The sequence below is a fragment of the Geopseudomonas aromaticivorans genome, assembly GCF_019097855.1.
GTDB lineage: Bacteria > Pseudomonadota > Gammaproteobacteria > Pseudomonadales > Pseudomonadaceae > Geopseudomonas > Geopseudomonas aromaticivorans.
This window is the reverse complement of record NZ_JAHRGL010000001.1, coordinates 65,993-78,633: the sequence shown is the minus strand read 5'-3', so window position 1 is coordinate 78,633 and position 12,641 is coordinate 65,993. Positions and strand designations below refer to the sequence as shown.

Annotated in this window: 10 protein-coding genes; 5 read left to right on the top strand and 5 right to left on the bottom strand. The window is 65.3% G+C overall.

The window, feature by feature from the left end; translation table 11 throughout:
- Positions 1 to 95: 95 nt before the first annotated feature.
- From pabB to rloA, 4 genes are all read right to left on the bottom strand, one after another.
- The gene (gene pabB / locus KRX52_RS00355) at positions 96 to 1,445 is read right to left on the bottom strand and encodes an aminodeoxychorismate synthase component I (protein ID WP_217679136.1); all 1,350 of its coding nucleotides are present in this window, start codon (positions 1,443 to 1,445) and stop codon (positions 96 to 98) included.
- A 120-nt stretch (positions 1,446 to 1,565) separates the two neighbouring features.
- Positions 1,566 to 2,552, bottom strand: coding sequence for an alpha-L-glutamate ligase-like protein (locus tag KRX52_RS00350; RefSeq protein ID WP_217679134.1), 987 nt, complete (start codon positions 2,550 to 2,552; stop codon positions 1,566 to 1,568).
- 4 nt (positions 2,553 to 2,556) lie between these two features.
- On the bottom strand, positions 2,557 to 4,083 hold the full coding sequence (gene rloB, locus KRX52_RS00345; protein ID WP_217679132.1) for an osmotic stress tolerance membrane protein RloB: 1,527 nt from the start codon (positions 4,081 to 4,083) through the stop codon (positions 2,557 to 2,559).
- Between the two features lie 5 nt (positions 4,084 to 4,088).
- Positions 4,089 to 4,625, bottom strand: a complete 537-nt coding sequence (rloA, locus tag KRX52_RS00340) for a retropepsin-like aspartic peptidase RloA (RefSeq protein WP_217679130.1) — start codon at positions 4,623 to 4,625, stop codon at positions 4,089 to 4,091.
- Positions 4,626 to 4,920: 295 nt separating this feature from the next.
- Here rloA and KRX52_RS00335 point away from each other — a divergent pair, with 295 nt between their 5' ends.
- The 5 genes from KRX52_RS00335 to prpF all read left to right on the top strand — a co-directional run bounded on the left by KRX52_RS00335 (position 4,921) and on the right by prpF (position 11,661).
- Entirely contained in the window at positions 4,921 to 5,640 is a 720-nt protein-coding gene (locus KRX52_RS00335; protein ID WP_217679128.1) for a GntR family transcriptional regulator, read from the top strand.
- Entirely contained in the window at positions 5,637 to 6,521 is an 885-nt protein-coding gene (gene prpB, locus KRX52_RS00330; protein ID WP_217679126.1) for a methylisocitrate lyase, read from the top strand. The genes KRX52_RS00335 and prpB overlap by 4 nt, the downstream gene beginning before the upstream one ends.
- Before the next feature lie 79 nt (positions 6,522 to 6,600).
- Positions 6,601 to 7,764 carry a bifunctional 2-methylcitrate synthase/citrate synthase gene (gene prpC / locus KRX52_RS00325; protein ID WP_217679124.1) on the top strand — a complete coding sequence of 388 codons (1,164 nt, stop codon included), beginning with the start codon at positions 6,601 to 6,603 and terminating at the stop codon, positions 7,762 to 7,764.
- A 1-nt stretch (position 7,765) separates the two neighbouring features.
- A complete protein-coding gene (gene acnD / locus KRX52_RS00320; protein ID WP_217679122.1) occupies positions 7,766 to 10,369 on the top strand; it encodes a Fe/S-dependent 2-methylisocitrate dehydratase AcnD in 2,604 nt (867 codons plus the stop codon).
- Between the two features lie 113 nt (positions 10,370 to 10,482).
- On the top strand, positions 10,483 to 11,661 hold the full coding sequence (gene prpF / locus KRX52_RS00315) for a 2-methylaconitate cis-trans isomerase PrpF (protein WP_217679120.1): 1,179 nt from the start codon (positions 10,483 to 10,485) through the stop codon (positions 11,659 to 11,661).
- A 79-nt stretch (positions 11,662 to 11,740) separates the two neighbouring features.
- On the opposite strand, the gene ppsR is transcribed toward prpF, so the two are convergent.
- Positions 11,741 to 12,559: a posphoenolpyruvate synthetase regulatory kinase/phosphorylase PpsR gene (gene ppsR / locus KRX52_RS00310; RefSeq protein WP_217679118.1), complete on the bottom strand. Its 819-nt coding sequence runs from the start codon at positions 12,557 to 12,559 to the stop codon at positions 11,741 to 11,743.
- Between the last annotated feature and the right edge of the window lie 82 nt (positions 12,560 to 12,641).

The window sequence follows — 12,641 nt, the reverse complement described above, 5'->3', positions numbered from 1 at the left end:
TCTGGAGTACAGGGAGACGAGGCAGGCGCGAAGTTTACGCAAGGCGGCGCGAGGCTTCCGACGCGGATTTCACCTTTCCGGGCAGCGCGCGGGCGTCAGTCGAGGCTGGTCTCCAGGGTTTCCAGCAGCACTTTCACCTTGGTGAGGGATTCCTGGTATTCCGCCTGCCACTCGGAGTCCATGACGATGCCGCCGCCGCCCCAGCAACTGGCCTGGCCGTCCTGCATCAGCAGGGTGCGGATGCAGATGGAGCTGTCCATCTCGCCGCGGCTGTCGATGTACAGCAGCGAGCCGCAGTAGATCGAGCGGCGGGTCGGCTCCAGTTCGTCGATGATCTGCATGGCGCGGATCTTCGGTGCGCCGGTGATCGAGCCGCCGGGGAAGCTGCCGGCCAGCAGGTCGAAGGTGTCCAGGCCAGGCGCCAGCTCGCCGGTCACCGCGCTGACCAGATGGTGCACGTTGGGGTAGCTCTCCAGGGCGAACAGCTCTGGCACGCGCACCGAGCCGGTGCGGCAGCTGCGGCCGAGGTCGTTGCGCAACAGGTCGACGATCATCAGGTTTTCCGCGCGGTCCTTGCGGCTGTCCAGCAGCTCCTCGGCCAGCGCCCGGTCCTGCTCGCTATTCTGGCCGCGCGGCCGGGTGCCCTTGATCGGCCGGGTTTCGACCTGCCCCCGGCTGACGCGGATGAAGCGCTCGGGCGACAGGCTGAGCAGGGCGCCCTGGTCGAGCCGCAGGTAGCCGGCGAAGGGCGTCGGACAGGCGTCGCGCAGGGCCAGGTAGGCGCGCCACGGATCGCCCTGCCAGGGCGCCTGGAAGCGCTGGGCGAAGTTGACCTGGTAGCAGTCGCCGGCACGGATGTAGGCCTGGATCTTCTCGATCGCCTGGCGATACTGCGCGGCGCTGAGGTCGGGACGGAAAGGGTGTTGCAGGCGGAATGGCCCGGGCGCGGCAGCAGGATTCGCGCCGGTGAACAGCTCGATCAGCTCCTGCCGGCGCTGCTCCGCCAGGCTCGGGTGGAACACCAGCTGCGAGGTCTGGCGCTGGTGGTCGCTGACCAGCGCCCAGGCGTAGACGCCGAAGTCGGCATCCGGCAGCGCCAGGTCGGCGGCGGCGTGCTGCGGCAGGCGCTCCAGGCGGCGGCCGAAGTCGTAGCCGAGGTAGCCAAGCAGGCCGCCGGTGAACGGCAGTTCGCAGTCGTCCGGTGCTTCGGCGCGGCCCAGCTCGGCCAGCGCGGCGCGACAGCGGGCGAGATACTGGCGGCCGTCCTCGCCGGCCTGCGCTTGCAGGTGCCGTTCGGGCCAGGCACTGAACAGGTCGTAGCGGCCCCGTTCGGCTGCCGGTTGACCGCCGTCCAGCAGGCAGGCGCCGGGCGCTGCGCGCACACGGGCGAAGCGCACGCGCGGGTCGGCATGGTAGGGCAGGGGGTGAACGCGGCAGATGGGCATGGCTTGGCTCGAACGAGTGCTAGCGGGGATTCTAGTGCGCTGCAAAGTTTGGGCCTAGAGCGACTGGTGCGGCTGGTCGGGGAGGGGAAAGCGGGCGCCGGCCGGCGCCCGCTCGGGTGGTCACAGCTCGACCGGCTTGATGTGGCCGAACAGCTCCTGGGAGAAGCGCACGCGCTGCTCCGGAGTTTCCTGGATGCCCTTGGCCTTCAGCTCTTCCAGACGGGTTTCCACCGCATGGGCTCGGTGGGTCAGGCCGCAGTCGTTGGCGATCTGGATGTTCAGGCCCGGGCGGGCGTTGAGCTCGAGGATCAGCGGGCCCTTTTCCACGTCCAGCACCATGTCGACGCCGATGTAGCCCAGTCCGCACAGTTCGTAGCAACCGGCGGCCAGCTTCATGAAGCCGTCCCAGTTCGGCAGCTGCACGCCGTCCACCGCGTTGGTGGTGTCCGGGTGCTTGGTGATCTTGTTGTTCAACCAGGTGCCGCGCAGGGTGAGGCCGGTGGCCAGGTCGACACCGACACCGATGGCGCCCTGGTGCAGGTTGGCCTTGCCGCCCGACTGGCGGGTCGGCAGGCGCAGCATGGCCATCACCGGGTAGCCCATCAGCACGATGATGCGGATGTCCGGCACGCCCTCGTAGCTGATGCTCTTGAAGATCGGGTCCGGGGTCACCCGGTATTCGATCAGCGCACGGTCGCGGCCACCGCCCAGCGAATAGAGGCCGGAGAGGATGCTGGACAGCTGCTGCTCGATCTCGTCACGGCTGACGATCTTGCCGGAGACGGTCTTGAAGCGCCCCTCGAAGCGGTCGGCGATCACCAGGATGCCGTCGCCGCCGGCGCCCTGCGCCGGCTTGATCACGAAGTCGTTGTGCTCGCCGATGATCTTGTCGAGGTTCTCGATCTCCTTCTCGGTGGAGATGATCCCGTACATCTCCGGCACGTGGATGCCGGCCTTGATGGCGCGTTCCTTGGTGAGGATCTTGTCGTCCACCACCGGGTACAGGCTGCGCTTGTTGTACTTCAGCACGTAGTCCGCGTTGCGCCGGTTGATGCCCATGATGCCCTTGGCACTCAGGGCCTTCCATCTCTTGATCAGACCGAACATGGCATCAGTCCTTGAGGAAGGCTTTGAAGCGGAACAGCTCGGTCAGGCGGTAGCCGCGGTAGCGACCCATCGCCAGCATGAAGCCCACCAGGATCAGCAGCACCGCCGGGAAGGTGAAGATGAAGTAGGTCAGTTCCGGAATGGTCATCAGCAGGTAGGCCAGGGTGGCGGCGATCAGGGTGCCGACGGCGACCTTGAAGGCATGGCTGCCGCCGCGCTCTTCCCAGGTGATCGACAGGCGCTCGATGGTCATGGTCAGGATCACCATCGGGAACAGCGCCACCGACAGGCCGCGCTCGAGGCCGAGCTTGTGGCTGAACAGGCTGATCACCGCGATCAGCACCACCACGAAGGTCAGTACCACCGACAGGCGCGGCAGCATCTGCAGCTTGAGGTGTTCGAGGTAGGAGCGCAGCGACAGGCCCAGCGCGGTGATGATGGTGAACAGCGCGATGCCGAAGCCCAGCTGGGTCTCGCGGAAGGCGAGGGCGATCAGCACCGGGGTGAAGGTGCCGAGAGTCTGCAGGCCGCCGAGGTTGCGCAGGATGAGGATCACCAGTACGCCGATCGGGATCATGATCATGATCTGGTAGGTCTGCTGGGTCTGCAGCGGCAGGCCGTACAGCGAGTATTCGAGGAAGCCGGAATCGACCGAGGCGTCGGACTGCTTGGCCAGGCGGATGGCGTTCAGCTCGCTGGTGTTGAGGGTGAAGTTGACCTGGGCCTGCTTGCCGCCGTCGACGCTGAGCAGCGGGGCGTCGCCCAGCCACCAAATCAGGCGGTCGCGCGGCAGGCCTTGCTGGCCGTTGTCCGGGTTGAAGTACAGCCAGTTCGCGCCGTTGAAGCTGCGCAGCCAGAGTTCGGGCGTCTGCGGCTGGTTCTCGATCAGGCGGATGGTGTGGACCTGCTCCAGCGGCACGTGGCCGATGGACAGCAGCAGGTCGATCACGCGTGCGCGCTTCTCGACCGAGGTGTCGCCGGCCAGCAGCAGCTTGACGTTGTCGTCGTTGAGGTTGTTGACCCGCTTGATGGTCTCGCTGATGAAGGTTTCCACGTCAGCCGAGTGCTGGCGGATGGGGGCCAGCAGGGCTTCGGCAGCGATCTGCTCGGGGCCGGCCAGCGGCAGGCCTTCACGGTAGATCGGGCCTTCTTCCTTGGGCTTTTCCGCCGTGAAGCGCTGGGTCAGCGCCATGCGGTAGTAGAGGGTCTGCGGGCCGTTGGCGCGGCGGGCCGACCAGGTCACCCGGCGGTTGCCGTCGACATTGTTGACACTGACGCCGTAGTTGTTGGAGATGAAGCTCTCGTTGAGGCTGACGAAGTCCTGGCCCAGCGGCGGCACGAACATCTGCACCTTGATGGGGTTGCGCGGATTGGCCTGGAACTCGATCTTGGCATCGATGTTCCAGACGTTATCCGTTTCCGCCTCGGTGACCGGGATGCCGAGGACGAAAATCTGGTAGGCAGTGATCGCCACGCCCAGGCTCACCAGTATGGCGATGAGGACTTTGAGGTGCAGTGTCAGAGAGCGCATCAACTTTACTCGTCGGAGGGTGCAACGTTGGGGCAGCCGGGTTGGCCGGCGGCGTACTTGAGGCTGGGGTCGACCAGGGCCCCGAATCGCTTGAGGGCGTCGGAGCCGATCAGGAGCGGGTATTCGAAGGAGCTGCGGTCGGTGAGGTTGACTTCGATGGTGCGTAGCGCAGTGCCCATGCAGACATCCAGTTCGATTACGGGTCTTGCGGTGTAGGTCTTGCCTTCGTCGGGATCGAAGTCGCCGGCCCGGCGCTTGATCTTGCTGATGCGCGCCAGCGGTTTCTCGATCACCGTGTTGTCGTTGTCATCGCTGCCGGGGGTGAAACGCACCCAAGGCTCGCCATTGCGCTTGAAGCGCTTGATGTTGTGGGCGCTGAGCGAGGCGGTCTTGGCGCCGGTGTCGAGTTTGGCAGCCAGAACCGTGCCGAGTTCCTGCAGGCGAGCATATTCGTGCAGGCCGTAAACGGTTTTTTCCGCCGCGAAGCCAAGGCCGCAGGGCAACAGCAGGCTGAGTAGCAGGACGAGTGGCTTGAGTCTCATGGGTCCCGTTCGTTAAGGCGTGATGGGGGCGCAGCAAGCGGGGGGATAGCGCACGGAGCGTTATCGCGGGCTCGGCAACCGCTGGGCGGCTCGGATTCTAGCATGCGACCAGTGGTCCGGCGACAGTCGGGGGCGCGCTTGCGGGCGCCGGGTGCGGCTTATATGCAGGGGCGTGCATGGGGTGTGGCAGGGTTGGCGCTTTCCGGCCGATTGTCGACAATCGTCTAAGGGGGTTTGACATTTGCGGAGGCTGGTCGTAGTTTTTGGTCATCCGATCAATCAATGTGTCGACAATATGATGGCTGCTGCAGAACCCCAGATTGTGGACGAAGAGGTTGGTACGCTCTCGGATCATGTGTTCCAGCGTATCCAGTCGGCCATCGTGCGTGGCGATATCGCTCCCGGTAGCAAGATATCCGAACCCGAGCTGGCGCGTGCCTATGGCATCAGTCGTGGTCCGCTGCGCGAGGCCATCCGCCGCCTGGAAGGGCAGCGCCTGCTGGTGCGGGTGCCACATGTCGGGGCGCGGGTGGTGTCGCTGACCCAGGCCGAACTGGTCGAACTGTACGAGATCCGCGAGTCGCTGGAGGGCATGGCCTGTCGCCTGGCCGCCGAGCGCATGAGTCAAGCAGAGATCGACGACCTGCGCCATGTGCTGGAAACCCACCAGAGCGACGAGGCCTTCCGGGCCGGGCGCGGCTACTACCAGCAGGAAGGCGATTTCGACTTCCATTACCGGATCATCCAGGGCAGCGGCAACCGCACCCTGAGCAACCTGCTGTGCAACGAGCTGTATCAGCTGGTGCGCATGTATCGCATCCAGTTCTCCGCCACGCCGAACCGTCCGCAGCAGGCCTTTACCGAGCACCACCGCATTCTCGATGCCATCGCCGCCCGTGACGGCGAACTGGCCGAGTTGCTGATGCGCCGTCATATCGCCGCATCGAAGAAAAACATTGCGCGTCACTACCAGGGCGCTACCCACAAGCACGTCACGCAACGAGGTAAGTCATGAGTAACAAGACTCCCGGTCAGCTGTTCCGCGAAGCCATCGCCAACGAGCATCCGCTGCAAGTGATCGGCGCGATCAACGCCAACCACGCGCTGCTGGCCAAACGCGCAGGCTTCAAGGCGATCTACCTGTCCGGTGGCGGCGTGGCCGCCGGCTCGCTGGGCCTGCCGGACCTGGGCATCAACACCCTGGATGACGTGCTCACCGACGTGCGCCGTATCACTGACGTCTGCGACCTGCCGCTGCTGGTGGACATCGACACCGGCTTCGGTCCGAGCGCCTTCAACATCGAGCGCACCGTCAAGAGTCTGATCAAGGCCGGCGCCGCCGCCGCGCACATCGAGGACCAGGTCGGCGCCAAGCGTTGCGGCCACCGTCCGGGCAAGGAAATCGTTTCCACCGAGGAGATGGCCGACCGCGTCAAGGCCGCTGCCGATGCCAAGACCGATCCGAACTTCTTCCTGATCGCGCGTACCGACGCCATCCAGGCCGAGGGCGTGGACGCCGCCATCGAGCGTTGCCAGCGCTACGTCGAGGCTGGCGCCGACGCCATCTTCGCCGAGGCCGCCTACGACCTGCCGACCTACAAGCGCTTCGTCGACGCACTGAACGTGCCGATCCTCGCCAACATCACCGAGTTCGGCGCCACCCCGCTGTTCTCGCGCGACGAGCTGGCCTCGGTCGGCGTGGCCATCCAGCTGTATCCGCTGTCCGCCTTCCGCGCCGCCAACAAGGCCGCTGAGGCCGTCTACACCTCGATCCGCCAAAACGGCCACCAGAAGGACGTGATCGAGCTGATGCAGACCCGCGTCGAGCTGTACGATCGCATCGGCTACCACGCCTTCGAGCAGAAGCTCGACGCGCTGTTCGCCGCCAAGAAGTGACCGGCACCCTGGCCGGCCTGCCGGCCGGCCAGGGGAAGAAAACAAGAGCAATATCCAACCGGATTAGGAGATACCAGCGATGACCGCTACCGTAGAAACCACCACCGTTGGCTTCAAGCCGAAGAAATCCGTCGCCCTGAGCGGCACCACTGCCGGCAATACCGCCCTGTGCACCGTGGGTCGCAGCGGCAACGATCTGCACTACCGCGGCTATGACATCCTCGACGTCGCCTCCACCTGCGAGTTCGAGGAGATCGCCCACCTGCTGGTGCATGGCAAGCTGCCCAACGTCGCCGAACTGGCCAGCTACAAGACCAAGCTGAAGTCCCTGCGCGGCCTGCCGGCTGGCGTGAAAGCCGCCCTCGAGCAGCTGCCGCCCTCCGCCCACCCGATGGACGTGATGCGCACCGGTACCTCGGTGCTCGGCTGCCTGTCGCCGGAGAAGGACGATCACAACCACCCGGGCGCTCGTGACATCGCCGACAAGCTGATGGCATCGCTGGGTTCCATGCTGCTGTACTGGTACCACTTCAGCCACAACGGCAAGCGCATCGAGGTGGAAACCGACGACGATTCCATCGGCGGCCACTTCCTGCACCTGCTGCACGGCGTGAAGCCGCGCGACTCCTGGGTGCGCGCCATGCACACCTCGCTGAACCTGTACGCCGAGCACGAATTCAACGCCTCCACCTTCACCTCGCGGGTGATCGCCGGCACCGGCTCCGACATGTTCTCCTGCATCACCGGCGCCATCGGTGCACTGCGCGGGCCCAAGCATGGCGGCGCCAATGAAGTGGCCTTCGAGATCCAGAAGCGCTACGACAATCCGGACGAGGCCGAGGCCGACATCCGTGCCCGCGTCGAGAGGAAGGAGGTCGTCATCGGCTTCGGTCACCCGGTCTACACCGTCGCCGACCCGCGCAACAAGGTGATCAAGGAAGTCGCTCGCGAGCTCAGCGCCGAGCAGGGCAGCACCAAGATGTTCGACATCGCCGAGCGCCTCGAAAGCGTGATGTGGGAAATCAAGAAGATGTTCCCCAACCTGGATTGGTTCAGCGCCGTCAGCTACCACATGATGGGCGTGCCCACCGCCATGTTCACTCCGCTGTTCGTGATCGCGCGCACCTCCGGCTGGTCGTCCCATGTCATCGAGCAGCGTATCGACGGCAAGATCATTCGCCCGAGCGCCAACTACGTCGGTCCCGAGGACCTGAAGTTCGTGCCGCTCAAGGACCGCAAATAAGATGAACACCCAATACCGCAAACCCCTGGCCGGCACTCAGCTGGACTACTTCGACGTGCGCGAGGCGGTGGATGCCATCGCCCCGGGCGCCTACGCCAAGCTGCCGTACACCTCCCGCGTGCTGGCCGAGCAGCTGGTGCGCCGCTGCGATCCGGCCATCCTGACCGACTCGCTCAAGCAGCTGATCGAGCGCAAGCGTGACCTGGACTTCCCGTGGTACCCGGCCCGCGTGGTCTGCCACGACATCCTCGGCCAGACCGCGCTGGTCGACCTGGCCGGCCTGCGCGATGCGATTGCCGAGCAGGGCGGTGACCCGGCCAAGGTCAACCCGGTGGTGCCGACCCAGCTGATCGTCGACCACTCGCTGGCCGTGGAAGCCCCGGGCTTCGACCCGGATGCCTTCGCCAAGAACCGCGCCATCGAAGACCGTCGCAACGAGGACCGCTTCCACTTCATCGAGTGGACCAAGACCGCGTTCAAGAACGTCGACGTGATCCCGGCCGGCAACGGCATCATGCACCAGATCAACCTGGAGAAGATGTCGCCGGTGATCCAGGCCCGCGAAGGCGTCGCCTTCCCGGATACCTGCGTCGGCACCGACAGCCACACCCCGCACGTCGACGCTCTCGGTGTGATCGCCATCGGCGTCGGTGGTCTGGAAGCGGAAACCGTGATGCTCGGCCGCGCCTCGATGATGCGCCTGCCCGACATCGTCGGCGTCAAGCTGAGCGGCAAGCACCAACCCGGCATCACCTGCACCGACATCGTGCTGGCGCTGACCGAGTTCCTGCGCAAGGAGCGCGTGGTCGGTGCCTACGTCGAGTTCTTCGGTGAAGGTGCCGCCAGCCTGTCGATCGGCGACCGCGCGACCATCTCCAACATGTGCCCGGAATACGGCGCCACCGCGGCGATGTTCTACATCGACCAGCAGACCATCGACTACCTCAAGCTGACCGGTCGCGAGCCCGAGCAGGTGGCCCTGGTCGAGAACTACGCCAAGACCACCGGCCTGTGGGCCGATGCGCTGGTCGGCGCCGACTACGAGCGCGTGCTCGAGTTCGATCTGTCCACCGTGGTGCGCAACATGGCTGGCCCGTCCAACCCGCACCGTCGCCTGCCGACCTCGGCCCTGCACGAGCGCGGGATTGCCGACGAAGGCAAGCTGGCGGCCGCCCGTGCCGAAGAAGCCGAAGGCCTGCTGCCGGACGGCGCGGTGATCATCGCCGCCATCACCAGCTGCACCAACACCTCCAACCCGCGCAACGTGGTCGCCGCCGGTCTGCTGGCCAAGAAGGCCAACGAGCTGGGCCTGGTGCGCAAGCCGTGGGTGAAGACCTCCTTCGCCCCAGGCTCCAAGGTCGCCAAGCTGTACCTGGAAGATGCCGGCCTGCTGCCTGAACTGGAAAAGCTCGGCTTCGGCATCGTCGGCTATGCCTGCACCACCTGCAACGGCATGTCCGGCGCCCTGGATCCGCAGATCCAGCAGGAAATCATCGACCGCGACCTGTACGCCACGGCCGTACTGTCCGGTAACCGCAACTTCGACGGCCGTATCCACCCGTACGCCAAGCAGGCCTTCCTCGCCTCGCCGCCGCTGGTGGTCGCCTACGCCATCGCCGGCACCGTGCGCTTCGACATCGAGAAGGACGCGCTGGGCACCGACAAGAACGGCAACCCGATCACCCTGAAGGACCTGTGGCCGAGCGACGAGGAAATCGACGCCATCGTCGCTGCCTCGGTGAAGCCGGAGCAGTTCAAGCAGGTCTACATCCCGATGTTCGATCTGGGCACCGTGGAAGAGGCCAAGAGCCCGCTGTACGACTGGCGTCCGATGTCCACCTACATCCGCCGTCCGCCGTACTGGGAAGGCGCGCTGGCCGGTGAGCGGACCCTCAAGGGCATGCGTCCGCTGGCCGTGCTACCGGACAACATCACCACCGACCACCTGTCGCCGTCCAACGCCATCCTGCTCGACAGCGCCGCTGGCGAGTACCTGGCCAAGATGGGCCTGCCGGAGGAGGACTTCAACTCCTACGCCACCCACCGCGGCGACCACCTGACCGCCCAGCGTGCCACCTTCGCCAACCCGCAGCTGGTCAACGAAATGGCCGTGGTCGACGGCAAGGTCAAGAAGGGTTCGCTGGCGCGCATCGAGCCGGAAGGCAAGGTCGTGCGCATGTGGGAAGCCATCGAAACCTACATGGAGCGCAAGCAGCCGCTGATCATCATCGCCGGTGCCGACTACGGTCAGGGCTCCTCGCGTGACTGGGCCGCCAAGGGCGTGCGTCTGGCCGGCGTCGAGGCCATCGTCGCCGAAGGCTTCGAGCGCATCCACCGCACCAACCTGGTCGGCATGGGCGTGCTGCCGCTGGAGTTCAAGGCCGGCGTCAACCGCCTGACCCTGAACATCGACGGCACCGAAACCTTCGACGTCAAGGGCGACATCTCGCCGCGCTGCGACCTGACCCTGGTCATCCAGCGCAAGAACGGCGAAAGCGTCGAAGTGCCGGTCACCTGCCGTCTCGACACCGCCGAAGAGGTCTCGGTCTACGCGGCCGGTGGTGTGCTGCAGCGCTTCGCCAAGGACTTCCTCGGCCAGGCCTGATCCGGTGTCTGTCCGCCGCTCTGTGCCATAGGGCAGGGCGCGGCGGGCAGTCCCGCGCATTTTCTTTCCCGTGCTGCCGTCCGGCAGCACGGTTTCATGAGGACAAGATTCCCATGGCTTCTGTACCCCAGATCAAGGTTCCCGCCACCTACATCCGTGGCGGCACCAGCAAGGGTGTGTTCTTCCGCCTGCAGGACCTGCCCGAGCGCTGCCAGGTGCCCGGCGCGGCGCGCGATGCGCTGCTGCTGCGCGTGATCGGCAGCCCCGACCCGTACGGCCAGCAGATCGACGGCATGGGCGGCGCCACCTCCAGCACCTCCAAGACCGTGATCGTCGCCAAGAGCGAGCAGCCGGATCACGATGTCGACTACCTGTTCGGTCAGGTAGCGATCAACAAGGCGTTCGTCGACTGGTCGGGCAACTGCGGCAACCTGACCGCGGCGGTCGGTGCCTTCGCCATCTCCGGTGGTCTGGTCGATGCCGCGCGCATCCCGCACAACGGCATCTGCACCGTGCGTATCTGGCAGAAGAACATCGGCAAGACCATCATCGCCCATGTGCCGATCACCAACGGTGAAGTGCAGGAAACCGGTGACTTCGAGCTGGACGGGGTGACCTTCCCGGCCGCCGAGGTGGTCATCGAGTTCATGGATCCGGCCGACGGCGAAGGCTCGATGTTCCCCACCGGCAATCTGGTGGACGAGCTGGAAGTGCCGGGCGTCGGCACCTTCAAGGCCACCATGATCAACTCCGGCATTCCGACCATCTTCGTCAATGCCGCCGATATCGGCTATACCGGTACCGAGCTGCAGAAGGACATCAACAGCGACGCCGAGGCGCTGGCCCGTTTCGAGACCATGCGCGCCTACGGTGCGCTGAAGATGGGCCTGATCGCCGACATCGCCGAAGCGGCGGCCCGCCAGCACACGCCGAAGATCGCCTTCGTCGCGCCGGCCACCGACTACGTGGCGTCCAGCGGCAAGGCCGTGGCGGCCGGCGACATCGACGTCTGCGTGCGCGCGCTGTCGATGGGCAAGCTGCACCACGCGATGATGGGCACCGCCTCGGTGGCCATCGCCACGGCTGCCGCGGTACCGGGCACCCTGGTCAACCTGGCGGCCGGTGGTGGCCAGCGCGATGCGGTTACCTTCGGTCATCCGTCCGGCACCCTGCGCGTCGGTGCGGCGGCCGAGATCGTCGACGGCGAGTGGACGGCCACCAAGGCGGTGATGAGCCGCAGTGCGCGTGTGCTGATGGAAGGCTTCGTTCGCGTGCCGGGCGATGCTTTCTAAGCGGTGCTGACGTCTGTGCCAAATGCAAAGGCCCGAAAGTTTTCGGGCCTTTGCTTTCTGCGGGGAGTATTCGTGCGACTTACTTGAGACGTCGCTCGACGCCTTTTTCCACCAGGATCTTGGCGGCGATCTCTTCCACGGAGAAGTGCGTGGAGTTGATGAAGGGGATGTTCTCGCGGCGGAACAGGTTTTCCACCTCGCGCACCTCGAACTCGCACTGGGCGTAGCTGGCGTAGCGGCTGTTGGGCTTGCGCTCGTTGCGGATCGCGGCCAGGCGGTCGGGGTCGATGGTGAGGCCGAACAGCTTGCCCTTGTGCTCCTTGAGCACGGCAGACAGTTGCAGGCGTTCCATGTCGTCTTCGGTCAGCGGGTAGTTGGCGGCGCGGATACCGTACTGCAGGGCCATGTACAGGCAGGTCGGAGTCTTGCCGCAGCGCGACACGCCGACCAGGATCAGGTCGGCCTTGCCGTAGTAGTGGGTGCGTGCGCCGTCGTCGTTGTCGAGGGCGAAGTGCACGGAGTCGATGCGCTCCATGTAGTTGGGGTTGTGGGCGATCGAGTGCGACTTGCCCACCGAGTAGGACGAGCGTGCGGTCAGCTCCTGCTCCAGCGGCGACAGGAAGGTGGAAAAGATGTCCACCATGAAGCCGTTGCAGTGCGAGAGCACCTCGCGAATGTCGCTGTTGACGATGGTGTCGAAGATGATCGGACGCACCCCGTCAGCCTCGGCAGCTGCATTGATTTGTTGTACCATTGCCTGCGCTTTTTCCGCAGTATCGATGTACGGTCGGGTCAGTTTGTGGAAGTTGATGTTTTCAAACTGCGCCAGCAGACTCTGGCCAAGCGTCTCGGCAGTGATGCCGGTGCCGTCGGAAATGAAGAAAGCGGTGCGTTTCATGGGCGCTCTGGTCTAAAAGATGGGAATCATTCCCGACAATTATGGAGTGGCTGTACTTGGCCCTCCGCCGTCTTGACGGCAT